The sequence below is a fragment of the Trinickia fusca genome (genome assembly GCF_003628145.1).
In the GTDB taxonomy this organism is placed as follows: Bacteria; Pseudomonadota; Gammaproteobacteria; order Burkholderiales; family Burkholderiaceae; genus Trinickia; species Trinickia fusca.
Genome location: NZ_RBZV01000007.1, coordinates 173,572 through 197,496, shown reverse-complemented (window position 1 = coordinate 197,496; position 23,925 = coordinate 173,572). Strand labels below are relative to the sequence as shown.

The window sequence follows — 23,925 nt, the reverse complement described above, 5'->3', positions numbered from 1 at the left end:
TTCAGCAATGCGTCATGAAGACCGCTTTTCGAGCTTCACGATGGTCAGTGTGCCGTCGACGTCTTCGACGCGCACTTTGACCTTGTCCCCCTCCTTGACCTGCTTGACCATCGCCGCGTCCTTTGCCTTGAACGCCATCGTCATCGGCGGCATGCCCACGTTTTCGAGCGCGCCATGCTTCAGCGTGACCATGCCGGTTGACGCGTCGACTTTCTTGACCTCCGCGTCGGTGAGCGCGTTGGTCGACGACACTTTCATCGCCGACGCTTTCGTGGACATGTTCATGCCTGCCATATCGTCGCCGGCAAAAGCGGGCGCAGCAAACACCGAGGCAATGGCAGCGGACACGACAATCAGTTTCTTCATTGCACTTCTCCAGTTTCGTTGATCGACACGCTCGTGCCGGAAGGGACTGCATGAGGGAAATGAGCTACGTCGACCTGCCTCGCGCGACGGCGCTGCAACAGGAACCACGCTGCGGGAATCACGAACATCGACAGAAGCGGAGCGGTCACCATGCCGCCGACCATCGGCGCGGCGATGCGCTGCATGACCTCTGACCCGGCACCGTGTCCGATCATGATGGGGATGAGGCCAGCGAGCACGACAGCAACGGTCATCGCCTTCGGTCGCACGCGCAGCACCGCGCCTTCACGAATCGCGTCGAATAACAAGGCCTCGGTCAGCGGTTCACCGTCTTCCAGTCGACGGTTAAGCGCGCCCTTCAGATACAGCAGCATCACGACGCCGAATTCGGCTGCGACGCCCGCGAGCGCGATGAACCCCACCGACGTGGCAACGGACACCGCGTGACCGAGCATCCAGATGAGCCAGAATCCGCCGACCAGCGCAAACGGCACGGTCGACATCAGCAGTAGTGCGTCGGCAGCCGAGTTGAAAGTCAGGAACAGCAGCACGAAGATGACGACGAGCGTCACCGGAATCACCGTTCGCAGCTTGGCTGCCGCCCGCTCCAGATACTCGAACTGCCCGGACCACGCGATCGAATAGCCCGGTGGCAGTTGAACCTGCCGGGCTACGGCCTGCTGCATCGCGTTCACGGCGGACTGCAGGTCCGTGTTCCGAATGTCGACGTAGACGTACCCGGAGAGCCGCGCATTCTCGCTGCGAATCATCGGCGGCCCGTCGGCGATCGTGATGTGCGCGACATCTCCAAGCTGGATGTGTGCGCCTCGGTCCGTGACGATCGGCAACTGTCGCAGCTTCTCGAGCGAGTCGCGAATTTCGCGCGGATAGCGGATGTTGATGGGGAAGCGCTCGCGACCGGCAATCACCTCGCCGACGTTCTCGCCGCCCACGGCCGACGACACGACCGACTGAATGTCCGCAACGGCAAGCCCGTAGCGCGCCGCGGCGAGCCGGTCGATGTCCACGTCGATATAGCGCCCGCCGTTCAGCCGTTCCGCAAGTGCAGACGTCACGCCAGGGACACCTTTGACGGCCGTTTCAACTTGCGTGGCGATGCGGTCGATCTGCGTCAGGTCGGGTCCGGAAATCTTGACGCCCACCGGCGTCTTGATGCCGGTCGACAACATGTCGAGACGATTGCGTATGGGAGGTACCCAGACGTTCGAGAGCCCCGGCACCTTGACCGTCCGGTCCAGCTCGTCGACCAGGCGCTCCGGTGTCATCCCAGGCCGCCACTGGCTGCGTGGCTTGAACTGAATCGTGGTTTCGAACATCTCGAGCGGCGCCGGGTCAGTCGCCGTATCGGCGCGTCCGGATTTACCGAACACAGTCGCGACCTCGGGCACCGTCTTGATGAGCCGGTCCGTCTGCTGAAGCAGCTCGCTCGCCTTCTCCGCGGAAATGCCCGGAAGCGCTGTCGGCATATACAGCAGGTCGCCTTCGTCGAGCGGCGGCATGAACTCACCGCCAAGGCGTGAAATCGGCACAGCCGTGAGGGCCAGGGCGACAACTGCGAGACCCATCGCGAACCATGGCCGGCGCAGCGTTGCCTCGAGCAGCGGACGATACAGACGAATCAGCACACGATTGATCGGATTCGCGTTTTCGTGGGGAATTCGGCCACGGATGAGATAGCCCATCAGGACGGGCACGAGCGTGACGGACAAACCGGCTGCCGCTGCAATCGTGTACGTCTTCGTGAATGCCAGCGGCGAGAACAGCTTGCCCTCCTGTCCTTCCAGCGAGAACACCGGAATGAACGACAGCGTGATGATGAGCAGCGAGAAGAACAACGCCGGCCCGACCTCCGCCGCGGACGTGGCAATCAGTTCCCACCGTCGCGCGTTGGTCATCGGCACGCCGGGGTGCTCATGCTCGTACGCCTCCAAATGTTTGTGCGCGTTCTCGATCATCACGATGGCCGCATCGATCATCGCGCCAATGGCAATCGCAATGCCGCCGAGCGACATCAGGTTCGCATTCACGCCCTGATAGCGCATCACGATGAAGGCGGCCAACACGCCGAGCGGCAAAGAGAGAATGGCGACGAACGCACTACGCAGGTGGAACAGGAACACGGCGCAGACGAGCCCGACGATGACGAACTCTTCGATGAGCTTGTCCTTCAGGTTGTCCACCGCGCGCTCGATGAGCTGCGAACGATCATAGGTCGTCACCACTTCGACACCGGGCGGTAGCGATCGCTTCAGGTCGGCCAGCTTCGCCTTGACCGCGTCGATGGTGGTCAGCGCGTTCTTGCCCGAGCGCATCACGATGACACCGCCCGCGACTTCGCCCTGACCGTTCAGCTCGGCAATGCCTCGACGCATCTCCGGGCCGATCTGGATGCGCGCCACGTCGCCCAGCAGCACGGGCGTGCCGGCATCGTTCGTACGCAGCACGATGTTGCGGAAATCGTCGAGCGTATGCAGGTAGCCGGACGAGCGCACCATGTACTCGGACTCGGCCAGCTCGACGACCGAGCCACCCGATTCCTGATTCGCCTTGCCGAGCGCATCGGCCACCGAGGCCTGCGTGATGCCGTAAGCGCGCAGCTTGTCCGGGTCGAGCACGACCTGATACTGACGCACCATGCCGCCGATACTGGCGACTTCCGAGACGTCCGGCACCGACTTCAGCTCGAACTTCAGGAACCAGTCGTTCAGCGCGCGCAACTGGCCCAGGTCGTGTTGCCCGCTCCTGTCGACCAGCGCGTACTCGTAGACCCAGCCAACACCCGTCGCATCCGGCCCGAGCGAAACCGTCGCGCCTTGCGGCAAACGGCTTTGCACCTGATTCAGGTATTCGAGCACGCGCGAACGGGCCCAGTACTGGTCGGTCTTGTCGTCGAACAACACGTAGACGAAGGCATCGCCGAACGACGAATACGCGCGAATGGTCTTCGCGCCCGGCACGCCGAGGAGCGTCGTCGTGAGCGGATAGGTAACCTGATCCTCGATCACCTGCGGCGCCTTGCCTGGATAGGATGCCTTGATGATGACCTGCGTATCGGAGAGGTCGGGAAGCGCATCGAGCGGCGTCTCGTTGAGCGAATAGATGCCCCATCCCGTGACGAGCACGGTCGCAAGCAGCACCAGGAAGCGATTGTGGATGGACCAGCGGATGAGCCGGGCAATCATTGCACGCCTCCGACAGGTTCGACCTTCGTCAGCTGGTAGCCGTCGTCGGACTGCTTGAAAACGAAGTGCACCGTCTGTCCGGCCTTGACGTTCGGGAATGCGTTGGGGGCCGGCTTGCCGAACGCCATCGTCATCGCACCCCAGCCGAGCGCCTGCACGGGCTGATGCGAAAACGTGATGTCCGAAGCGGTCACCTTTTCGACCTTCCCGGTGGTCTCGTAGGTCTGCGCGGCAGCGGCCGGCGTAGACGTCGGCATCGCAGCGCTCGCGGCCGTGCTGCCCGCCAGTCTCGGCAATACGGACTTCAGGCTCGCTTCGGAATCGATCAGGAACTGGCCGGACGCGACGACCGTGTCGCCATCGTTGAGCCCGCTCAGCACCTCGGTGTCGTTGCCAATGTCATTGCCCACGGTAACCGTCGCCGGCTGAAGGCGCCCATCGCCGTTCTTCACGATGACGACCGAGCGTTTGCCGGTCGTGATGACCGCTTCGGAAGGCACCAGCAGTCTCGATACCCCCTTCTGGCCGCCGACGCGCACGCGCAGCAGCATGCCCGGCGTCAACCCGAGCGAAGCGTTGTCGATTTCCAGGCGCGCCTGGAGCGTGCGGCTGGTGCTGCTGATGCCCGGCAGGATCTCGCGGATGCGTCCGCTGAAGTGCCGAGTCGGGTCGCCTGCGAACGTCGCCTCGACCGACATGCCGGGTTGCACGCTCAACGCTTGGGCCTCGGGAATCTCGACGATGAGCCAGAGCGTCGACAGGCCGGCAATCTTCGCCAGCGTTTGCCCGGGCGCGACCATCGCGCCGTCACGGACGTTCAATTCACTGACGACACCGGCCTCGGGCGACGTCAGGACGACGTGCGTCTGCGCCTTGCCGGTCCGGTCGAGACTGACGATGATGCCATCCGGAATCGACATGGCGCGCATCCGCGCGCGCGATGCTTCGAGCAGGCCGTCGTCCATCCCGCCGCGCTTGAGCGCGAGATATTCCTCTTGCGGGGCGAGCCAGTCCGGGACGAACAGCGACGCAACGGGTGCGCCTTTCGCGATGCGTTGCATCGGCGCACTCGCATACAGTCGGTCGATGTAACCCGTGACGCGGGACTGGACGACATCCGAGCGCGACTCGTCGAATTGCGTGGTGCCGACGGCGTCGAATCCCCCGCTCGTTTCCTGTCGACGCACGGTCGCGTAGCGAATGCCGAGGTTCTGCTGCAGGTTCGGGTCGATCTTGATGCCGGAGGTGCCGCTGCCCTCATCCGCGTAGACAGGCTCCAGTTGCATGTCCATGAAAGGCGACTTGCCGGGCTTGTCGAAATGCTGGTTCGGCACCATCGGGTCGTGCCAGTACAGCACTTTCCTGCCGGTCTTGGTGTCGACCTCGTCATTCGAAGGCGCAGCGGTGGGCGCCATCGCTGTGTTGGTGTGGTTGTTGGTGGTGGTATGACGTATTCCCGCGACATAGCCGGCGCCAAGCAACGCCGCGCCTGCGAACACCGTCAAGACCGCGCGCACCAGTGGTTTCTTAGTCATGTCGTTCTCCGTCACTGTTCGGCGGCCATCGTCTGTGGCACGACCTGATATTCGAGTTGCGCCCAGGTCTGCGATACCTCTCGTTTGAGGTCGAGGACCTGCAGTTGAGCCTCCAGTTGCGCGCGTCTAGCCGCAAATGTGTCCGCGAGCGAGCCGGAGCCCGCCCGATAGGCGGCATTCGCCAACGCCAGGCGTTGGTCGGCCGCTGGCAGCAACGATTGGCTCAGATTGGCGATCCGCTCGCGCCCGCTCGCCAGCGTGGCGGATTGCACACGGATGTCGGCCTGCACCTGTCGCAGCGCGTCCTCGTACATGAGCCGCGCCTTCGTCGCGAGTTCGGCTTTCTCCGCGACATCGCGGTTCTGGCGGTCTTTCCGATTCAGCGGCAAAGGGATGGTGACGCCTACCGACACCATGTTCGAGTACGCACCGCCGCGTTGCTGATACGCGATTTCCCACGTCCAGTTCGGGCTGCGCTCGCTGTCGGCGACCGCAGTATCGGCTTCGGCAACAGCAATGTCGTCCGCTGCGGCCACGAGCGTCGGCTGTGAAAGGCGCAGTTCGTCCGGTGGGAGAGACGACACGAACGACTCGGGCGCAGGCGGCTCGCCGGTTACGTCGGAAACGGGAGCGGCCGTCCACCGAGACAGGCCGATGAGCGCGGTCTGATAGGTTTGTTGCGCTTTCAGCACCTGGTCCTCGGTCTGCGCAAGCATCGCCTGCGCCTGCAGCACATCGGCCGCGCTCGCCTTTGCGCCGCGATATGACGCCTTCGTCGCCGCCAGCTCGTGGTGCATGTGGTCGAGCAACGCCTGCTGCAGCGCGAGCGCCTGTTTCGCGTAGACAGCATTCAGCCATGCCGTGGCGGTTTGCTGGCGAACGGTCGCGAGTTGCACCAGATAGCCTGCGCGCTCGCGCCCGACCATCTCGCCGGCCAGGGCCGAACGAAGCCGCCGCTTCTCGCCGGACACCCACTCCTGTTCGATGCCGATACGGCGCATCGTCATGAAATCCTGGCCGATGGTGAAGCGTTGCGGACCGTTGACCGGCAGATTGTCGATGCCCGCCTTGAGCATCGGATCTGGTAACTGGCCCGCCTTGACGGCCGCCTCCGAGCTGGCGCGCACCGACGCCTGCGCGGCCTGCATCGATGCGGAGCGGTCTGTCGCCGCCTGTAGTGCGGCGTCGAGCGTGAAAGGTGCCTGCTGGGCGTGAGCGACGCCCGCGACGAGAAGCGCGGCAAAAAACGAGTGCACGCGCCAAGAAACACGCCGACGCAGCGGCGTGCCAAAGATGAATGGCATGTTCTAATCCCAACGGCGAAATCCCATAGGGATTCCACGTCCGGTATTGGACGAATCTCACCGCGACTGCGGTGAACCTGTTAGATCGGGGTTAGATGAAGCGGGGAGGTCGCCATAGCCCGTTCGGGTCACGGACCGGAAGAGACTGGGCGTAATGGAAGATGACCGAGCTGGCTATCGCCGCGGGGCGGCTGACGTCGGGCTTGGCGGCCGGATGGTAGAGGCTACCGAACTGGCACTGGGCCGTCACTTTGCAGAACATGCCCTTGGCCTTGGCTTTGTCGCCGGATGAGGGCTTCATCGAATCGCAGCCCGGCATGTCGACGGGCATGCTGGCGTCCGCGTTCATGGACATGGTTTGCTGCATCGGACATTCACCGGTCAAGCCACTGGCCGCCAGCCCACTGATGGGCAGCGCCGCGCAGAGCAGCAAGAGGATGAAGGTGCGAAGCAGTTTCATGGCGGGCAGTATAGCTTGAGGCGTAGCTCAATCGCTATCTGACGACCATTCGCCTCACATCGGGACGGTGATCGGCCGTACAACACCGTCGGAGTACTCCACGGCTGAGGTCATGGATGGCTTGTGCAACGAGCCCGCTTCGGCTGAATGCAGGCTCGTCACGGTTTATCGAGAGAGAACGGACAAGGCGGCATCGCGCAATGCCACCTCGCCGAATCCCTTATTGACCGAAGAAGATCGACTTCTCGCCGGCCACTGCGGGACGGCCCGCTTGGACCTTGGTGTCAGCCACGCCGCCGATGTCGTTCGCCGCCGTCTGCGTCACGGCCGCTTGTTGCGTACCGGCTTGTTGCGCGGCGACGCGCGCTTCGGCTGCCTGGATATCGGCCGGGTAGTACGGGTCGGCGCCGCGCGACGGGACATAGCCAGCCTTGGCGAGATCGACCAATTGCTGCTGAACCTGCGCGCGCGTCAGCGGCTGATTCGATTGAGCGAACGACACGACCGGGGTCGCGAGAACGGCGGCAAGAGCGACTGCGCTGATGAGCGATTTCATGGTACCTACCTCCAAAGATTATTTCCGGACCAGCTACAACCAATACTGAGCAGCTGTTGAAATGGATTCTAGGAGCGAGGATCTCTAGGGTAAATACCTATATTCCGAAAACACTGTTTGCCGCGTCGATACAATCGCGGGCAGCTGGCCGGCCAAGCCGTCCGACCGCCGAAACGTAAAACGGATTCAGGCGTCGGCGGGAGCGTCCACCACACTCTCCTCATCGCTCTCCAACGCCGCCTCATAGGCGATTTGTTGTCTGAACCACTTGTCGCGCAGATCCGGATCCGCCTCAATCTGATGCGCAATCGCAAGACTCTCGCGATACTCCGCAGCAGCAGCCGTCATCGTCCACGACACGTTCAGCCCCATGTCCTCAACGGTTGCCCGCAAATCTGCAAGGCCCACGCGGAAGAACTCCTTGCGCGGATTTACCTTGTTGACCTGTGCCTCGAAGAACTTGCGATGCAACGTCCGCTCGAGCTCGGGAGCATTCTCCGACCAAATCATCGCGTGGACATCGAACGCGAACGGCACGCTCGCATCACCAAGCTCCCGAACGCGGTCCAACGGCTCAAGGCGGCGCGTCAGACCAACCTTGTAAACATGCTCGCCGAACGAGCCGATGTTGGAGATGATGTAGACGTGGCCAGCTTTCGTCTGCTGGGCCATCGAAAGCGCCCGTTGGTTCTTCTCTTCTGCCTGTCGCAACTTTTCTTCAAGCTCGGCAAGCTGAGCCTCGAACTGCGCCTTCTGCTCTTCCGTCGCTCGAGCAATCTGACTTTGCGCCTTCTCCATCGCGCGACGAATAAGGTCCTCCTCCTTTGCTGCCTCACGCATCGCACGCTCATACTCCCGGCGAGCCTTCTCCTCCTCACGCATCTGCTCACGAATCTGCCGCTGCTCCTCCTTCTCGCGCTCGCGGAGCTCGTGCGTGCGTACCGCCCAGACCAGCTCCTCAATGCGTGCGTCGATGTACTCCTTCAAAATCCGCGCGTTCCGGAATGCGGCACCGCTGTGGTTCACCAGCGCGGCCGCATCCTTGATTTCCCGTTGCAGCGTGCCGAAGTTGTCCACCTTGGCACGCGAGAGGATGGAGTCCACCTTCCCGTTAAAGGCATCGACCACAAACCTGATAGCAGTGTCGCGGCGGATTTTCTCCACGTAATCGCACTCGGCGGCCCGCTTCTGCGTGGCCATCAATTTCGAATAGTCGCGCGCGACCTTAAGTTGCTTCCCCGCCTCCGTATGCGAATAGGTCTCCGCTAGGTCGTCGAGCAAACTGTGGCTGGGAATCATGTAAGAATCCCCGTAGCCTTCAATGACGTTCTTCATGGCGGCCACGGTGGCTGTCAGTCGGTCGGCATCCTCCAGCGCCCGAAGAGCGTCACCGCCGATTTCCCCCGCTCGCATGCGAGCATCTTCGATAACCTTCGCTGCTTGCAAGCTCGCGCGCGAAATCATCTGCTCCGCCTCGCCGCGCTTCTGCTTGGCTTCAGCAGTCGCTTCTGCCACCAAACGCGTCGCCTCTTCCTCGGCAGCTGCGACCGACGCCGCGGACTTGCTCTCAGCAAAGCTCAGGATTTGGGCAGCTTCGGACCTGATGCGGTCAGCCTCGACCGCTGTGTCGCGTATATCGACGAACTTAGAGAGCGAGTCCCTGTCGGCCGTCGTTGTCGTCAGTTGCTCTCGCAAGATGGCAATCGCATGGGCGTTCGTAGCGTCGTTTTCCTCCTTCGCTATTCGCAATGCTTCGAGGCCCGCACTGAGGTCGGTAGACTCTTTCTTGCTTGCTGACAACGCATTGGAGGCGACGGAGTATCGCCACAGCAGCACTGCAACGATGATGACAAGAATTGTTATGGTTAAGGCCACGGTCTCTCTCAGGTTCTGCGTGCAGTCGGCTCTGGCAGCAGCCGACTGCACAACTAGTTTGATTTTTTCAGCAGCCGGTACTTTGCCACGTTCTCGTCGCAAAGACCTGCGATGAACTCAAATGCTCAAGCCAACTCCTTAGGTTCGACCCGAGCAAGCCCTAACTTCGGACCGCAACACGGTCAGAGGCCAGTCTCGCTCCGAGAGTGTGCAAAAGTTCTCTCTGGACCTGTCAACCTCGACAGGAAGAGGACGCCCTCTGTCCAGGTGTACGCTCGATGCAAAAGAAAAATGACACAAATCAAGAACAACATACAGGCCATCCCATCCCGCACAGCGCATCGAAGCGCAATGCAACCAACCGGTTCGCGGCGGTCTAACGAACTCGCTGCATCAGCCCCATTCCCCACGCCCTGGAGACACGACATGGCCAATCAGCTTTCTCAGATCAAGCACATCGTTCAATTGATGCTGGAGAACCGCTCATTCGACCAGATGCTCGGATTCCTTTATGACGGCAACCGCAAGACGCCCTCGGGCGCCCCGTTCGAAGGCCTGACCGGCGACGAATCGAACCCTGACGACAGTGGGCGCAACGTTGCAATGAGCAAGATCACGGCGGGGATGGCCAATGCCTACTTCAAGCCCGGTGCCGATCCAGGCGAAGGCTTCTACAACACGAACATGCAGTTGTTCTCGACGATGCATCCGGCTGCCGGCACGAAGCCCAGCAACCGCGGCTTCGTGCTGAACTTCAAGAGCGCGATCGACTACGATATCGCGCATCACTATAGCGATTCGCTGCCGGGCACCCAGAGCGCCGACATCATGCAGATGTACACGCCCGACATGCTGCCCGTCATGTCCGCGCTCGCTCGCGGCTACGCAGTGTGTGACCAGTGGTTCGCCTCGGTGCCGACGCAGACCGTGCCGAACCGCGCGTTCGCGGCTGCGGCCACCTCGCAAGGGCGGCTCGACAATCACGTCAAATCGTTCACCTGCCCGAGCATTTATGGCCGCCTCGCGGACAATGGCATCGACTGGGCGATCTTCGGGTATAACCGTGCGCCGCTGACGCGCACCGATTTCCCCGACACGCTCCATGCCGACGAAAGTCATTTCGGCCTGTTTCCCGACTTTCAGCGCCGCGCGGCATCGGGTGAGCTGCCCGCTTATACGTTTCTCGAGCCCGATTTCAGCGCAAACGGCAACAGCCAGCATCCGAACTACGACGTCGCGAAGGGCGAGCAACTGATCTATCAGGTCTACCGCACGTTGCGCAGCAGCCCCGCCTGGAACGACACGCTGCTGATCATCACTTATGACGAGCACGGCGGCAATTACGATCACGTCGCGCCGCCGGCGACGGCCACGCCCCCCGACAATTCGATCGGCGAATTCGACAACTTCGACTTCGCACGCTTTGGCGTGCGCGTACCGTCCCTGCTCATCTCGCCTCGCATCGAGGCCGGCACGGTGTACCGCGCGCAAAGCGGCACCATCGACCACACGAGCGTGCTCAAGACCATTGAAGACCGTTGGAACGTGCCGCCGCTGACCAAGCGCGACGCCGCGGCGCCGAGCCTGGCCGACGTGCTCACGCTGAGCGATCCGCGCGCCGACGATCCGCTCGCATCGATCCTGCCACCTCAATCGGGGCCTGACGGAAGCCGGCCCAATGTCTCGACGCCGAGCACGCTCGAACGCATCCATGCATGGCGCGTTTCGAAGCTGCCGATTCCGGACGAGCACGGCCGATTCGATCACGTTCAGCCACAGTTGAACACGAGCGCGGAGATCGGCGAATACATTCGCGATCGCACGGCTGCGTGGGACAGCCACTTGCGCAAGGTCAGAAGCTGATCCGCATGCCTGTCGGGAATGACTGTTATCGATGACGGCCGTCTTCTTCGCGGCCGCCTCACGTTTCATCATCTGCTCACCGTCATCCAACGAGGAGCAGATCATGAACACCTCTCAATCGACCCTGTCGCTGCAAGACAAACTCGACGCCTTCAAGGCCGATTTCAAGGCCGGCAAGCCCCCGTACAACGCCCCGCCGGAAATCCATCCGATCATGGAGCGCGCGACGGCGGAACTGATCGCGAGCGGTCAGGCGAGCCGCGCGCTCAAGGTCGGCGACCTGGCGCCGCAATTCAGCCTGAAAGACCAGAACGGCAATGAGGTGTCCTCCGTCGATCTGCTCGCGCAAGGGCCATTGGTCATCACGTTCTATCGCGGCGTGTGGTGCCCGTATTGCAATCTCGAACTGCAAGCCTTGAACGAAGCGCTGCCTCGGATCCAAGCGTACGGGGCCAATGTAGTCGCCATCTCGCCGCAGACGCAGGTCAACAGCCGCAAGTCGGTGCGCGACAACAAGCTGGGCTTTCCGGTGCTGAGCGACGCGCACGGCGAGATCGGCACAGCCTTCGGTTTGCGTTTCGCGCTGCAGGACTATCTCGTCGAGCTTTACAAGCAACTGAAAAACGATTTGCCGGCGTTCAACAACGACCCGAGCTGGACGCTGCCGATGCCGGCACGTTACGTGATCGGTCGAGACGGCATCGTGCTGTATGCGGACGTCAACCCTGACTACACGCATCGGCCCGATCCGGCCGAGATGTTGCCGATACTCGAAAGCGCTGCGGCCAAGGTCTAAGCCGCCTGTCCGCATGCACCGCGTGTATGTGAGCCTATACGGCCGTACCAGCCCGACCTTGCGTTAGCAGGTGTTCGACGAAAGCGACGAAGGCGCGAGCCTTCGTCGTCGCCATGCGGCCGGACGGGAAAATAGCCCAGACGTCGATCGGCGGCAGCATCCAGTCCGTGAGTACCGCCTGCACGGTGCCATCGGCGAGTTCGGGCGAAAACATCCACTCCGAGGCCACCGCGAGCCCCATGTGGCTCAACACTGCCGCGCGCATGCCCTCAGCGGCACTCACCCTCACACGGCCGGACACTGCCACAGCGGCTTCGGTGCCGTCGCCCCGGGTGAACGACCAAGATTCTCCGCCGCCCCTGAGCGAATAGACGATCGCCTGATGCCGGCTCAGGTCGGCTGGGGTATGAGGAATACCGGCTTCCGCAAAATAGCGTGGGGTGCCGACCACCAGACGCCGGCCGCTCACGATACGTCGTGCGGTCATGCTCGAGTCGTCGAGCGGGCCCATACGCAACGCCACGTCCACGCCCTCTTCGAGCAGGTCGATCGAACGATCGTCAAGGATGATGTCGATGTGCAGCTTCGGATGCTCGTCGAGAAAGGACTTGAGCGCCGGCAGCACGTGCAGTCGCGCAAAGGTCACGGCGGCGGCGATACGCAACCGTCCCGAGAGCCCCGCCGACGATTCGCGGACCGCCTGCTCGGCTTGATCCGCTTCGTCGATCGCACGGCGCGCGTGCTCATAAAAACGCTGCCCTTCGGCCGTCGGCGTCAAGCCTCGGGTCGAGCGCAGTAGTAGCCGCGCGTTCAGGCGTTCCTCGAGTTGCGCGATCGACTTCGACACGGCCGGCTGCCCCAACTTGAGCTGACGAGCAGCCGCGGTAAATGAACCCGCGTCCACTACGGCTACAAACGTCTCCATCGCCGCCATCCGGTCCATGTGCGTGCCTGTTCGGTTTGAGCTGTACGGTTGCTGGGGGTGGTTGGGTCGTGGCAGCGCTCGCGCGGTATCTCCGAGGCGGGTCCCTCCCCCTCCGGCCGTACGCCTGCGCACCTTCCAACGGGCGAGCGAGGCGTATGATAAATATCATCGCACGTTGCGGATGATGACCTCTTGACTGAGGGAGTCACATCATGAGGCGCCTCTACTTTCTCGTGCCGGACGCGGCAATGGCAAAGGCCATCGTCGACGACTTGCTGCGGGCTCGCATCACCTGGCGGCATATCCATGTCCTCGCGAATCACAGCGTCACGCTCGAACAACTGCCCGAAGCCTCGCTACTGCAAAGCAGCGACGTGATTCACGCGCTCGAACGCGGCGTGACGCTCGGCGGTGCGACAGGCGCGTTTCTCGGCCTCGTTGCGCTCGTGTTTCCTCCGGCTGGGCTGACCATCGCGGGCGGTGCCGTCGTCGCGATGACGCTGGCAGGCGCCGGATTCGGAGCCTGGACGGCCGCCATGATCGGCGTCGCTGAACCGAACTCCCTACTCGCTCGCTTTCGTGACGCCATACGAGACGGCCAACTGTTGCTCATGGCCGATGTACCGGTGTCGCGAGAGCATGAGATCGAGGAGTTGGTGAAGCAACACTTTCCGCAAGCCGATCTGCGCGGCGCCGAGCCCACGACGCCGATCTTCCCCTGATCTGAAAACGGATCGACGCTTACGAAACCAGATCGTCGGTGACGAGGTGTCCGACAGCGCGCCGTATGGTCTCGTGCGCAGCGATTGGGCCGCGCGGCAGCCAGTGGAAGATTAGGCTCGTTGTACGCTACTCGGCGTAAAAAAGGTCCGTGCGAAGCACGTACTTCTCGCCCGAGTGGACTGGCCTGCCCTCGTGCCACACACGATGCTCGAAAAGAAGTGCATCTCCTGCACGCGGTGAAACGGGTCGATGCGCCCATTGTTCGCGCAGCCCGTAGGGCATCAAGATTGTCTCTCCGCCATCGGCATCGTTGAGGTAAAAAAGCGCCGTGACCAGACTCTCGTTCGGTCCGTCCTGATACGAACCGTCCCGGTGAGGTTTGAAATACTGGCCGGGCCTGTAGCGATAGATCCGGAAGTGGCTTCCCGCCGCGACGTAGCGCATGCCGTCGAGCAGGCGAGGAAAGTCATTCCCCATCGCCTGCGAGAGACAATCTTGGAGCCGCTGCGCAAGCTCAGGATTGTCCCATTCGAATCGATCGTTGTTGCGTACCGACTCCTGACGCTGCATCTCGCCATAGAAGTTGACAGGTGCGGCCTCAAAAGCTTGCTGGCGTGCGAAGTCCAGTAACTCTGCGCACAGGTTACCGGGAAGAGCTTGAGACACGTGCTGGATGAACATCGAAGTGCCTGAATTTGGCCGAATTTATGATTGGTCTTCTGCTCGATTCTATCGAAAAAGAAGGGGCGGAGTCTCCGGTACGTCGACTGCGCAATCATCGCCGACCTACGTGAGCGCCGACAGCGTAGCGCGGTGATACCGCCGCCCGAACAGCCTGGTTGGGTCATCCCCCCTCAAGGCTGAACCTCATACGCCGGAACTACGGACAGGCGTTGATCGTCCACCGCGCCACCGACGGTGAAGTGATACAGGCTTTGCCAGGTGTGATCCTTCACTCCGAGTAGTGTGTGCATTTCATCGTCAAAAAAACAGCCGATCCCCGTGGCGCGAACTCCGGCAGCCTCAGCTTCGAGATAGAGCGTTTGGCCGAGAATGCCGCATTCCCAGAAAAGATAGCGATATCGCCATGGTTGTTTCAAGGCGATTTCGAATCTCGCGATCATCCCCAGCGCAAAGCAGGAATCAGCGCCGATATCCTGGTGGCAGCAAATCGACTTTGCCGCCGCGCGCAAATCGTAAGGCAGTAGAAGATAGAGCGGCAGATGGTCCGGCCCGGTCTTTTGCCACAACCATTCCGGACGCAGAGACCGTTTGAGTTCCGGCAGCGCTCCCGGAGCTCTCACGAGCATATAAAGGCCCGGCTCCAGGCCGTCGACGCGGTGCACCAATAGCGCCGCGTGCACTGCGGCAGGAGACATCAGCGCATTCCACGGCGGCGTGTCGGGATGTGTCAGCAGACACGCCAGCATGCTGAACAAAGCCGCGTCGCTGATGCGCGTCGTGCCATCGAATTTCACAGCGCTGCGACGCTGTCTGGCGATTCGGGCGAAGCTGAGATCGAGGGCTGGCGTCGCCGGTGCTGAAAACTGCTCCGGATTCTGCAAGCGTGGTTCGCGAGTACGGGTCTTGTGCGTGGCGCGTTGAATCGAATCGATGTCCGGCCACGCCACATGTCCCGAACTCAGCTGATTTGCGCGTCCGTGCCACTGTGCCCTATCCAAAGCGATCAGCATGCTCTCAAGATCGGGCCGCGTCTCAGGGTTGCCAATCCAGAGCAACAGATCCGGCGCCTCCGTTTCCGCTTCCCTGAAATCTTCGCGGCGCTCCACGCCAAGCAAGTCGGCCACTGCATCATCCGCAACCGCCTCCATCAATCGCGTCTGCCAGCCGAGCGCTGCCGCTGCGTAACTCATCGCAGCGATGACATGGCCGCAATCCTGTTGGCAGTAGCGCCAGGCGCGCATGCCGTATTTCCACGCTTCGCGCCAATGGATCGAGCTTATGCCGACCAGGACACCGCTTTCCGAAAACGCCTCCGTCCATTGCGGCTCGTCCACCGCAGCGCGATGTTCAAACGCATGATCCCGGCTCACGTAGTGGTAGACGCCTGCGGGCAAGCCGGGCAGAGCCGGACACAGAAGATAGCCCTCAGTCGGATGCAGATTTCCGCTCGAAGGGTTGCAGCGCAGTGCCCACCGCTGAGCGCCATAGGATTTCCACGCCGACAAGCCGAGCGAGAGTTCGAACAGGATTGCCAGATTGGATAGATCGAATCCGTGCGCGGGCGGCAAGGTGCCGCAGCGTAACTCGTTGTAGCGCGTGGCCAGGGTGTCCGCGACTAACGGCAGACCAACGCGCAGCGTGCCGTGAAACACCCGGAACGGATCCGGCTGGGTTGTCCAGTCGAGCCCCGCAGGGCCAGGAGCGTAGAAGTTGAGACGGTGCTTGCTGCGTTCGTGATAATCAAGCAGCGCATGCTTTAACCGATCCATGTCCCACTCAGACCCGGAATACCCGCACACGCGGCTGTACAAAACCGGATGGCTCGACGTTGGAGCGCGGCCGTCATCACGTCGTGGAACCCGGTGCGCTTCGGCCAGCTGTCATCGCTTTCGGCGCCGCCGGCGATTCCTCGTCGCCGGCCCAGGTCATTGTCAAAGGACCGGCCAAGATAATTGGCGCTGTCTAGCCCCTCTCACGAGATCGTATACCTGATCTGGGGACCACCCTTATAAAGGTCTCTGGCGAGTCCCAGAATCCGGTCGCGGTTGCGGTCGAAGGCCGCAAGCAAGGCGAACTCGCCAGAACCCATGTCGGAGTTCAGTTTCGCCAGCATCGCATCGTCGACCAGAAAGGTAATCTCGCGAGAATTGTCGTAGCCCCAGAAGCACACACAGTGTCGGGAAGCGTCGTAGGTGCGACTGGGATTAGGAAAGTTGAGCGTCACGCCACTTGTTCCCATCTAACTCTCCTGACAGATATAACGCCACTTGCTCGCGTTGACATTGATGCGGGCGTCATTTTCGCGCCGCTTCTGCGCGCGCTCGCTGTCCGCGCGCCTCAGTGCCAAGGCGTGCGCCATTTGTGCGTCAACGTAGCCGCTTTGCCTGACGCATCGTTGACCGCGCCGTCAATGCTTACGGTGCATCCAACCCATGTGATGTGCATCGAGCCACTGAACCATCTCGTCGCCTTTGTGGTCGTGCATGTAACGTTGCGCCAGCATGAACGCGACGACCAACAGGACCGCCAGGCCGACCACAAAGGTAATCATTGACTGAGTCATGGCAGCCTCCTCGATAGGTCGCGACCATCTTTACATTGTAGGTGATGCGCTCACGGAAACCGCCATCCCGCCCGGCTCCTGTCCCTCAGGAACAATTCAGTGTTTCCCTGGCCCGGCGGTCGAATGGAGGCCTCCCGCTTCGCCTCGGTTCCGGCCAATTTTCTAGTCCGTCAGACAAACAAAGCCGGCGTTTAGCCGGCTTCTGCTGACTGCTCTTCAGCAGTCTCGCGACTGACGCATGTCAGACGCGCTGTTCCGTGGTTTGAGGCGCAGTGGGCATTTCAAATGTATGTTCGGCGCCGTCATTTTGAGCTTCGGCTTGCTTGCGCTTGCCCTGCTCAACTTGCTGTGCGCGCCGCTGATCCGGTGCTTATCCTCGTCACGGATGGCTTCACAATGCGCTCAATGCCATTGCAAAGCAATCTAAATCTTGACGGCTGATCTTACTGACCTTTGGTGGATACGTTGAAAGGGGCATACCATGCAGACTGGGCTGCTGGACCTGACCAAAGGACAAAGACGTCGCGGCGATTAATGGGTCAGTCAGTACTGGGCGAGGCACACGCTCGTATGCGGCAACCTCGGCATGCTGGAGCTGGTGCGACTGGCAGCAGCAATGGATGTTGAGCCTCGGGCAGACGTTTCGAAATAGCCATGAATTCCCACCCTTCGAGTTTGACGGCATTCGTATTCGCTGGCGGTGGCAGCCTCGGTGCGATCGAGGTTGGCATGCTGCGCGAACTGCTCGAACGCGGTGAGCGTCCGGGCTGCGTGGTGGGCGCCTCCGCGGGCGCCATCAACGCAGCGTATTTCGCCGGACGACCGGACGGCGATGGCGTCGCCATGCTCGAAGCGCTCTGGTGCAAGATCCGGCGGCAGGACATCATGCCGCTTTCTATGCTTGGGCTGCTCGCGACGATTCTGCGCAGTCGTCCACATCTCGTCGAGGCGAACGCGTTGCGCCGGCTGCTGGAGACGCATCTGTCGTATGAGCGGATCGAGCAGGCGACCTTGCCGCTTCACATCGTCGCGACCGATGTGCTTGCTGGCGACGAAGTCGTTCTTGCTGCCGGTCCCGTGGTGAACGCCGTGCTGGCGAGTGCAGCCATACCCGGCGTGTTTCCGCCTGTGCGTATCGACGGGGTCGATCTCGTCGATGGCGGCGTCGCCAACAACACGCCGATATCGGTGGCCGTCGCGCTCGGCGCGACGCGTATCATCGTGCTGCCAGCCGGTTTCGCTTGTGCGTTGCACGCGCCGCCGCGTAGCGCGGTCGCGCAGGCCCTGCATGCGCTGACGCTCGTCATCGCACGCCAGCTCGTGCGCGATTTGGAGTTCTATTCGACGCGTGCGCAGATCTATGTCGTTCCGCCGTTGTGTCCACTCGACGTTTCGCCTTACGACTATACGCAGTGCGCCGAACTGATCGAGCGGGCTGCGCAGAAGACGCGTGCATGGCTCGGTGATGGCGGCCTCGATCGCGCGTTGATTCCCGGTGAGCTGCGCGAGCACGCGCATAGCGCGCATTAGCGGCGCTAAGCGAACTGTGACCAGCCGTATTGTGACAAAGGCCAACGACGCGACGAGTATGATCGGCGGCCAATGGTCCGCTATGTGGTGAGGTGTTCCTTTGCTGAAAACAGGGCCGACCCGACCTACGGATTCGACTCGTCCAAAAACCATTGAACTTCTCGAAAAAACTCTTTGCGATTCTTTTCGATGAAAATCATATGCGAGCCACCCCCGATCTCAATCATCCGTCTCGATGGCGCATTCCTGAGTCGATCGAACACCGCCTGCGTTTCACCAACACGTGTAACGGCGTCCCACTCGCCGCGAACCACGAGCGTGGGAACAGTGACAGCGGATGGGTCCCACAATGGTTTTCCGGCCATCCAGTAGTCGACGATGTCCTCAAATGCCCCATTGGGGGTCCGCACCACGGGCGGATGCTGCTGCGCACCATCCGGGTCCGTCGACAGCGCAGCCGCTGACCAGAGCTCGAATGATGCTGGTGGGAACAGTTCATCCCTCCTGTCTTCAGGCGCACCCGCCTGCAAGCGATCGCGGGCTTGAGCGGGCGTCCATGCCTGGTAAGCCCCGAGCGCCGCTTGACGACCCGCCGCAGTAGCGTCTCGTGTCCATTGCGGTGCATAGAGTACGAGGCGGTTCACCTTGCCGTTGTGAGTTGCCGTATATGCGCCCACGAGAGTCGCTCCCCACGACCAGCCCATCAGATCAAGCCGCGGCAGTCCACGACGAGCCAATATATGATCCACCGCCGCTTCGACATCCTTCAACGCGACATCAGCCGCCACGATCGGTCGATTCTCGGACGGCGGCCGATTCATTTCAGGCGGTCGACTCGACCTGCCGTAGCCGCGTAAGTCGACCAAATAGACGTCGAAGCCATGTCGTGCGATCGTGTCCATCCATGACGATTGTTCCAACGGCAGATCAAAGGTAGTTTCACCTGCCTGGGTGGTGCCGTGGATATAAAGCAGCGTTCTTGACGGGCTGAACCGTGTCAGGCCCTCGGGGTGCTTGTTTCGGATGTAGAGCTGGATTCCCGGAGTTTGCGAGGGGATCATGTAACTTTCAACAGCCAGCTTCGGAGGAGCATCCGCCGACGGGTGCGCCGCACACGCCGCCAGCGCAGCGGCGAAAGCTAACGTGAAAAAATAAATGGAGCGCATGTTCTTTTCACCGCCCTGATCGCGCGCAATCGATCCGATGGGCTCGGTCGCGCAAAATGCGAGCGGGCCGGCAAAAGAAGAGGATTCACAACCTGCGCGCAGTGCTGCCTGACGAGCAGGGTGAGCTTCTGTTGAAAATTAGATGATTGCCAACGTAAGTCAAGCAACCGTCAACCAGCGAGCGCTCTCGATTTGCATGCGCAAAATCGAGAGCGAGAGCTTCGTGGTGGATTGACTATGCGTGGCGATCCATCTCGGGCTAACCAAGCGATCATTGATCCGCCAGTGTCAGCCCTGCAAAGCACATGCGATCGATCGCGATCCGAAACAGCCCGTCGTTGCGTCGACCATCGAAATACCCCGCGCCGTCTCTTCCTTCTATAGCGCCTACATCAGCCGATGCGCGAGCCGCGCCGCCACACGTGCGGTGCGCTTGTCCTGATCGAGCGAGGGGTTGTATTCGGCGATGTCGGCCGCGCGCAGTTTGCCCGACGCTTGCACTCGCTTGACCATCGCTTCGAGCACCGATAACGGCACCCCTAGCGCCGCCGGAGCCGATACGCCGGGTGCCGTTGCAGCGGGCAGCACATCGAGATCGATCGACAGGTAGACGTCGTCGACCTCCGCCAGCATGTCGTCGAGATCATCCAGGCGCGCGGCCAGCTGCGACTCTTGCATGTCCGCGTCGAGAATGTGGCGCACGCCAAGCTTACCTGCGTGCTCGAACAATGCCGCTGTATTGGCGAGATCGCTAATGCCGAAGCACACGTAACGGAACGCGTCGCCGCGTGCCGCGCAGTCGCATGCAATCTGGTCGAACGGCGTGCCTGAATTCGCGGGCCGCGTCTGCCTCAAATCGAAATGCGCGTCGAAGTTCACGATCAAGAGCTTGCGCCAAGGGTCGTGCCCCAGGTGTGCACGCAAGCCGCTATACGTTCCCCATGCCACCTCGTGACCACCGCCCAATACGAGCGGCAAGCCACCGCGCGCGAGCACATCGCGAACCGTCTGCGCCAACTCTTCCTGAGCCGCTTCGAGGTCGCCGTTTTCACAGACCACGTCGCCCGCATCGAATACCGGCCCCTCTCCCTTGGCAGGCAATCCGGCGAGCGCACGGCGCAGCGCCTCCGGCCCCCTTGCGGCGCCTACGCGACCCAAGTTGCGCCGCACGCCTTCATCGGAACCGAAGCCTATGATCACCGGTTCGCCCTGGGCTATCGTGTCACCTGAAAACGGTGCGATCTCATCGAACACGCGTCGCGTGTCGCCCGGCTCGCCGGAATCCGAGCGCCCAATCCATACCTTGTCGTCGAATTCGCGTTTCATGCTCGTGACAACACCGCTTGCAAAAAACTGCGTGTGCGCGGTTGCGACGGCGCCGAGAAGATTTCCGATGGCGGACCGGCCTCGACGATCTTGCCACCGTCCATCACGACCACCACGTCGGCGACTTCCTTCGCGAAACCCATTTCATGGGTGACGACCACCATCGTCATCCCCTCTTCGGCGAGCACCTTCATCACCTGCAGCACCTCGCCCACCAGTTCCGGATCGAGCGCCGATGTCGGCTCGTCGAACAACATCACGCGTGGTTGCATCGCGAGCGCACGCGCGATCGCGACACGCTGCTTCTGACCGCCCGACAGGCTCGCCGGCATCACGTGCGCCTTGTGCGCAAGGCCGACCTTTTGCAACAGCGAGAGTGCGGCTGCCTCGGCCTCTTCCTTCGACATGCCGCGCAGCATGCGCGGTCCGACCGTGATGTTGTGCAACACCGACAAGTGCGGGAACAGATTGAACGACTGGAACACCATGCCGACCTCGGCACGCAGCGTGTTGAGCGCCCGATCATCCAGCAACGTGCCGTGATCGCACAGCCGGTGTCCGCAGATGTCGATCGTGCCGCCGTCCGGCTGCTCCAGCCCGTTGCAGCACCGCAGGAACGTACTCTTGCCGGAGCCGCTCGGCCCGATCACGACGACTACCTGCTTCGGCTCGATGTCGAAGTCGATGCCATCGAGCACGACGTGGTTACCGAACGATTTGGTCAGTCCACGAATCTGGACGATCGGTTCAGATGTGTTTTTCATTGGACCATGCCTCCCGCACGCAAACGACGCTCGACGCGCTGCAGACCGTAATGGGTCGCCTGCGTCAGCGCCAGATACACCAGTGCGATCACCAGATACACCTCGAGCGAGCGATACGACACGCTGATGATCTTCTGCCCTTCATGCATCAGATCATTGATCGTCAACAGCGACACGAGCGCCGAGTTCTTGACCAATGCGATGAACTCGTTGCCCAGCGGCGGGATCATCCGAACGATCGCCTGCGGCAAAATGATGGCGCGCATGGCCTGTCCCGACGACATGCCGACGGAGCGCGCGGCTTCCATCTGCCCGCGATCGATCGACTGGATCGCGCCCCGGACGATCTCCGATACGTAAGCGGCGGAATACAGCCCGAGCCCCAGCATGCCGCAGAGGAACGCCGGCAACAGAATGTTGAACTGCGGCAGACCGAAGAACAGCAGGAACAACTGCACGAGCAGCGGCGTACCACGGAAGAACGTCAGGTAGGCGGTGCACAATCCGTAAACGAAGCGGCGCTGCGGAGCGAGCCGCCCGATGCCGATCAGGAGCCCGAGCAGGCAGCTCAGCACCAGCGCCGCCCCCGTCACCTCCACCGTCACCAACGCGCCATGCGCGATGTCTGCCCAACCGGCGATCGCCGGCGAAAAATCGAGTGTCATGTCCGTGACCTGGCTGATTACTTGGCGTTCGGGCCGAACCACTTTTGAACGATTGCCGTATACGTGCCATCGGCCTTGATCTTGGCTAGCGCAGCGTTGAGCGCGTCGCGCAACTGCGGCTCATCCTTGCGCACCGCGATGCCATAAGCCTCGGTCGTCAGCTCCTTGTCGAGCACACGAAAGCCCGGTCGCGTACGCACGAACTGGTACGCAGCCGGCTTGCCGGTGACGGCCGCGTCCGCGCGGCCGATCCCGACGAGGTCGAACATTTCCTGATTCTTCTCGACTTCGATGCGTGTGACCTTCGGATAGTTATCGCGCAGGAAGTTGACCGACTTCGTCCCAACCTGGACCGATACTTTCTTGCCGTCGAGATCGGCCAGCGTCTTGATCGGCGAGTCGGCCTTCACCAATGCAACGAGTCCGCCGGCGAAATACGACTGGGTGAAGTCCACCACCTGGCTGCGCTCCGGCGTGATGTAGATGCCCGATATCGCAACGTCGAAGCGATGCGCGATCAGGCCTGGAATCAGCCCTTTGAAGTCGATGTCGGTCCACTGGATGTTCTTGCCCATCGCCTTCGCGATCGCATTCATGATGTCGACGTCGAATCCTGTGCGTTGCCCGTTCATGGTGAATTCCATCGGCGGGAACGTCGCGTCGGTGGCGACCTGAAGCGTGTCCTGGCCTTGGGCGGACGCCGCGCCGGGCATTGCCGCGAACGTCGCCGCGAGCGTCAGGCACACAATCGAAAACAGCTTGCGGGATTTCATGGCAGTACTCCTTCGTGGTTGGGATCGAACAATCAGATCATTCGGTTTGCAGCCGCTCGGAGATCGCCCGAGCAGTGCGCACCGTCAATTCGATGAACTGCGACTCGCGGCCGGTTGCGCGAGTCGACGGCACCATCAGCGTGATCGAGGCATTGGAACCGACGCCGCGCCCGACACGCTGGAACACCGGGGCGCTCACCCCCCATACGCCGGGATCGACTTCGCTGTCGCTCACCGCATAGCCCTGGGTGCGAATGCGCTCGAGTTGCGCTTCGAGGCGGGCGCGGCCGCCCGGATCGCCCTCGAACATTTTGTCGAGCGCTTCGGTACGTGCCTTGTCGGTCATGAAGGCGAGCAGCGACTTCGCAGATGCTCCCGCTTTCAGCGGCACCGCATGCCCCTTTTCGAACGAGCACCGCAACGAGTGACTGCTCTCGACCATCTCCAGGCACATCACCTGATTGTTGACCGTCACCACGAGACCGACGCTCTCCTGCGACACGCGCGCAAGCTCCGACATCAGTTCCCTGCTTGCCTCGACGACCAGCGAGTTGATGTCGAAGCCAAGGGCAAGTTGGACGCTGATGGGTCCCGGCGCGTAATACCCCGCGTTTTCGGAAACGAAGCCCCAGCGCTTGAGCAACGCGATTTGCCGATAGAGCGTGCTCTGCGCGAGGCCCGTCACGCCGAGCAGATCCTTGACGGACATCGCCTTACCGTGGCTCGCGAGTGCCGCAAGCACGAATAGCACGCGTTCGGCGCCGGTTGCGGTCGGTTCCTGGTTCACTTGAAAGATGCAGCTCGTTGCGATGCGATGGTGAAACTTTGCCACCCCGTTCTCATTTTTC

The 23,925-nt window shown here is 61.7% G+C and carries 22 protein-coding genes; 4 read left to right on the top strand and 18 right to left on the bottom strand.

What is annotated here, in order from left to right; translation table 11 throughout:
- Positions 1–12: 12 nt before the first annotated feature.
- The 7 genes from D7S89_RS17625 to D7S89_RS17595 all read right to left on the bottom strand — a co-directional run bounded on the left by D7S89_RS17625 (position 13) and on the right by D7S89_RS17595 (position 9,299).
- Complete coding sequence (locus tag D7S89_RS17625) at positions 13–366, bottom strand: copper-binding protein (RefSeq protein ID WP_121279300.1); 354 nt, start codon at positions 364–366, stop codon at positions 13–15.
- Complete coding sequence (locus tag D7S89_RS17620; protein ID WP_121279298.1) at positions 363–3,569, bottom strand: efflux RND transporter permease subunit; 3,207 nt, start codon at positions 3,567–3,569, stop codon at positions 363–365. Before D7S89_RS17620 ends, D7S89_RS17625 begins: the two co-directional genes overlap by 4 nt.
- Positions 3,566–5,104: an efflux RND transporter periplasmic adaptor subunit gene (locus tag D7S89_RS17615; RefSeq protein ID WP_121279494.1), complete on the bottom strand. Its 1,539-nt coding sequence runs from the start codon at positions 5,102–5,104 to the stop codon at positions 3,566–3,568. Before D7S89_RS17615 ends, D7S89_RS17620 begins: the two co-directional genes overlap by 4 nt.
- Positions 5,105–5,115: 11 nt before the next feature.
- The gene (locus tag D7S89_RS17610) at positions 5,116–6,408 is read right to left on the bottom strand and encodes a TolC family protein (protein WP_121279296.1); all 1,293 of its coding nucleotides are present in this window, start codon (positions 6,406–6,408) and stop codon (positions 5,116–5,118) included.
- A 91-nt stretch (positions 6,409–6,499) separates the two neighbouring features.
- A complete protein-coding gene (locus tag D7S89_RS17605) occupies positions 6,500–6,868 on the bottom strand; it encodes a hypothetical protein (RefSeq protein WP_121279294.1) in 369 nt (122 codons plus the stop codon).
- A gap of 220 nt (positions 6,869–7,088) precedes the next feature.
- On the bottom strand, positions 7,089–7,424 hold the full coding sequence (locus D7S89_RS17600; RefSeq protein ID WP_121279292.1) for a DUF4148 domain-containing protein: 336 nt from the start codon (positions 7,422–7,424) through the stop codon (positions 7,089–7,091).
- 186 nt (positions 7,425–7,610) lie between these two features.
- Positions 7,611–9,299, bottom strand: coding sequence for an SNIPE associated domain-containing protein (locus D7S89_RS17595; protein WP_121279492.1), 1,689 nt, complete (start codon positions 9,297–9,299; stop codon positions 7,611–7,613).
- 426 nt (positions 9,300–9,725) lie between these two features.
- Here D7S89_RS17595 and D7S89_RS17590 point away from each other — a divergent pair, with 426 nt between their 5' ends.
- Together D7S89_RS17590 and D7S89_RS17585 are read left to right on the top strand one after the other, a co-directional pair.
- Positions 9,726–11,162, top strand: coding sequence for an alkaline phosphatase family protein (locus tag D7S89_RS17590; RefSeq protein WP_121279290.1), 1,437 nt, complete (start codon positions 9,726–9,728; stop codon positions 11,160–11,162).
- A 124-nt stretch (positions 11,163–11,286) separates the two neighbouring features.
- Positions 11,287–11,958, top strand: coding sequence for a peroxiredoxin-like family protein (locus D7S89_RS17585; RefSeq protein WP_121279490.1), 672 nt, complete (start codon positions 11,287–11,289; stop codon positions 11,956–11,958).
- Positions 11,959–11,992: 34 nt separating this feature from the next.
- Here D7S89_RS17585 and D7S89_RS17580 read toward each other — a convergent pair whose 3' ends face one another.
- Positions 11,993–12,901 (bottom strand): LysR family transcriptional regulator, encoded by a 909-nt coding sequence (locus tag D7S89_RS17580; protein ID WP_121279288.1) that lies wholly within the window; start codon positions 12,899–12,901, stop codon positions 11,993–11,995.
- A 194-nt stretch (positions 12,902–13,095) separates the two neighbouring features.
- Here D7S89_RS17580 and D7S89_RS17575 point away from each other — a divergent pair, with 194 nt between their 5' ends.
- Positions 13,096–13,605, top strand: coding sequence for a DUF1269 domain-containing protein (locus tag D7S89_RS17575; protein WP_121279286.1), 510 nt, complete (start codon positions 13,096–13,098; stop codon positions 13,603–13,605).
- A gap of 127 nt (positions 13,606–13,732) precedes the next feature.
- Here the strand turns inward: D7S89_RS17575 and D7S89_RS17570 are convergent, their stop codons facing one another.
- The 4 genes from D7S89_RS17570 to D7S89_RS27505 all read right to left on the bottom strand — a co-directional run bounded on the left by D7S89_RS17570 (position 13,733) and on the right by D7S89_RS27505 (position 16,853).
- Positions 13,733–14,287: a prolyl hydroxylase family protein gene (locus D7S89_RS17570; protein WP_121279284.1), complete on the bottom strand. Its 555-nt coding sequence runs from the start codon at positions 14,285–14,287 to the stop codon at positions 13,733–13,735.
- Positions 14,288–14,460: 173 nt separating this feature from the next.
- Positions 14,461–16,059 carry a SagB/ThcOx family dehydrogenase gene (locus D7S89_RS17565; RefSeq protein WP_121279282.1) on the bottom strand — a complete coding sequence of 533 codons (1,599 nt, stop codon included), beginning with the start codon at positions 16,057–16,059 and terminating at the stop codon, positions 14,461–14,463.
- A 203-nt stretch (positions 16,060–16,262) separates the two neighbouring features.
- Positions 16,263–16,529: a DUF1488 family protein gene (locus D7S89_RS17560; RefSeq protein WP_121279280.1), complete on the bottom strand. Its 267-nt coding sequence runs from the start codon at positions 16,527–16,529 to the stop codon at positions 16,263–16,265.
- Positions 16,530–16,697: 168 nt separating this feature from the next.
- Positions 16,698–16,853 (bottom strand): hypothetical protein, encoded by a 156-nt coding sequence (locus D7S89_RS27505; protein ID WP_183085250.1) that lies wholly within the window; start codon positions 16,851–16,853, stop codon positions 16,698–16,700.
- A gap of 654 nt (positions 16,854–17,507) precedes the next feature.
- Between D7S89_RS27505 and D7S89_RS17555 the strand changes: the two genes are divergently transcribed.
- Positions 17,508–18,383 (top strand): patatin-like phospholipase family protein, encoded by an 876-nt coding sequence (locus D7S89_RS17555; protein ID WP_121279278.1) that lies wholly within the window; start codon positions 17,508–17,510, stop codon positions 18,381–18,383.
- A 125-nt stretch (positions 18,384–18,508) separates the two neighbouring features.
- Here the strand turns inward: D7S89_RS17555 and D7S89_RS17550 are convergent, their stop codons facing one another.
- From D7S89_RS17550 to D7S89_RS17525, 6 genes are all read right to left on the bottom strand, one after another.
- Positions 18,509–19,549, bottom strand: a complete 1,041-nt coding sequence (locus tag D7S89_RS17550; RefSeq protein WP_121279276.1) for an alpha/beta hydrolase — start codon at positions 19,547–19,549, stop codon at positions 18,509–18,511.
- 387 nt (positions 19,550–19,936) lie between these two features.
- Positions 19,937–20,875 carry a formimidoylglutamase gene (gene hutG, locus D7S89_RS17545; RefSeq protein WP_121279274.1) on the bottom strand — a complete coding sequence of 313 codons (939 nt, stop codon included), beginning with the start codon at positions 20,873–20,875 and terminating at the stop codon, positions 19,937–19,939.
- Positions 20,872–21,639, bottom strand: coding sequence for an amino acid ABC transporter ATP-binding protein (locus D7S89_RS17540; RefSeq protein WP_121279272.1), 768 nt, complete (start codon positions 21,637–21,639; stop codon positions 20,872–20,874). Before D7S89_RS17540 ends, hutG begins: the two co-directional genes overlap by 4 nt.
- Positions 21,636–22,304 carry an amino acid ABC transporter permease gene (locus D7S89_RS17535; RefSeq protein WP_121279270.1) on the bottom strand — a complete coding sequence of 223 codons (669 nt, stop codon included), beginning with the start codon at positions 22,302–22,304 and terminating at the stop codon, positions 21,636–21,638. Before D7S89_RS17535 ends, D7S89_RS17540 begins: the two co-directional genes overlap by 4 nt.
- Positions 22,305–22,321: 17 nt before the next feature.
- Complete coding sequence (locus D7S89_RS17530; RefSeq protein WP_121279268.1) at positions 22,322–23,077, bottom strand: transporter substrate-binding domain-containing protein; 756 nt, start codon at positions 23,075–23,077, stop codon at positions 22,322–22,324.
- Between the two features lie 37 nt (positions 23,078–23,114).
- Positions 23,115–23,888: an IclR family transcriptional regulator gene (locus tag D7S89_RS17525; RefSeq protein WP_425470835.1), complete on the bottom strand. Its 774-nt coding sequence runs from the start codon at positions 23,886–23,888 to the stop codon at positions 23,115–23,117.
- Positions 23,889–23,925: the final 37 nt, after the last annotated feature.

Excerpts from the sequence above, each read along its gene's own strand:
- D7S89_RS17625 (WP_121279300.1), bottom strand. The coding sequence starts at position 366 with ATGAAGAAACTGATTGTCGTGTCCGCTGCCATTGCCTCGGTGTTTGCT.
- D7S89_RS17620 (WP_121279298.1), bottom strand. The coding sequence starts at position 3,569 with ATGATTGCCCGGCTCATCCGCTGGTCCATCCACAATCGCTTCCTGGTG.
- D7S89_RS17615 (WP_121279494.1), bottom strand. The coding sequence starts at position 5,104 with ATGACTAAGAAACCACTGGTGCGCGCGGTCTTGACGGTGTTCGCAGGC.
- D7S89_RS17610 (WP_121279296.1), bottom strand. The coding sequence starts at position 6,408 with ATGCCATTCATCTTTGGCACGCCGCTGCGTCGGCGTGTTTCTTGGCGC.
- D7S89_RS17605 (WP_121279294.1), bottom strand. The coding sequence starts at position 6,868 with ATGAAACTGCTTCGCACCTTCATCCTCTTGCTGCTCTGCGCGGCGCTG.
- D7S89_RS17600 (WP_121279292.1), bottom strand. The coding sequence starts at position 7,424 with ATGAAATCGCTCATCAGCGCAGTCGCTCTTGCCGCCGTTCTCGCGACC.
- D7S89_RS17590 (WP_121279290.1), top strand. The coding sequence starts at position 9,726 with ATGGCCAATCAGCTTTCTCAGATCAAGCACATCGTTCAATTGATGCTG.
- D7S89_RS17580 (WP_121279288.1), bottom strand. The coding sequence starts at position 12,901 with ATGGACCGGATGGCGGCGATGGAGACGTTTGTAGCCGTAGTGGACGCG.
- D7S89_RS17575 (WP_121279286.1), top strand. The coding sequence starts at position 13,096 with ATGAGGCGCCTCTACTTTCTCGTGCCGGACGCGGCAATGGCAAAGGCC.
- D7S89_RS17570 (WP_121279284.1), bottom strand. The coding sequence starts at position 14,287 with ATGTTCATCCAGCACGTGTCTCAAGCTCTTCCCGGTAACCTGTGCGCA.
- D7S89_RS17565 (WP_121279282.1), bottom strand. The coding sequence starts at position 16,059 with ATGGATCGGTTAAAGCATGCGCTGCTTGATTATCACGAACGCAGCAAG.
- D7S89_RS17560 (WP_121279280.1), bottom strand. The coding sequence starts at position 16,529 with ATGGGAACAAGTGGCGTGACGCTCAACTTTCCTAATCCCAGTCGCACC.
- D7S89_RS27505 (WP_183085250.1), bottom strand. The coding sequence starts at position 16,853 with ATGACTCAGTCAATGATTACCTTTGTGGTCGGCCTGGCGGTCCTGTTG.
- D7S89_RS17555 (WP_121279278.1), top strand. The coding sequence starts at position 17,508 with ATGAATTCCCACCCTTCGAGTTTGACGGCATTCGTATTCGCTGGCGGT.
- D7S89_RS17550 (WP_121279276.1), bottom strand. The coding sequence starts at position 19,549 with ATGCGCTCCATTTATTTTTTCACGTTAGCTTTCGCCGCTGCGCTGGCG.
- hutG (WP_121279274.1), bottom strand. The coding sequence starts at position 20,875 with ATGAAACGCGAATTCGACGACAAGGTATGGATTGGGCGCTCGGATTCC.
- D7S89_RS17540 (WP_121279272.1), bottom strand. The coding sequence starts at position 21,639 with ATGAAAAACACATCTGAACCGATCGTCCAGATTCGTGGACTGACCAAA.
- D7S89_RS17535 (WP_121279270.1), bottom strand. The coding sequence starts at position 22,304 with ATGACACTCGATTTTTCGCCGGCGATCGCCGGTTGGGCAGACATCGCG.
- D7S89_RS17530 (WP_121279268.1), bottom strand. The coding sequence starts at position 23,077 with ATGAAATCCCGCAAGCTGTTTTCGATTGTGTGCCTGACGCTCGCGGCG.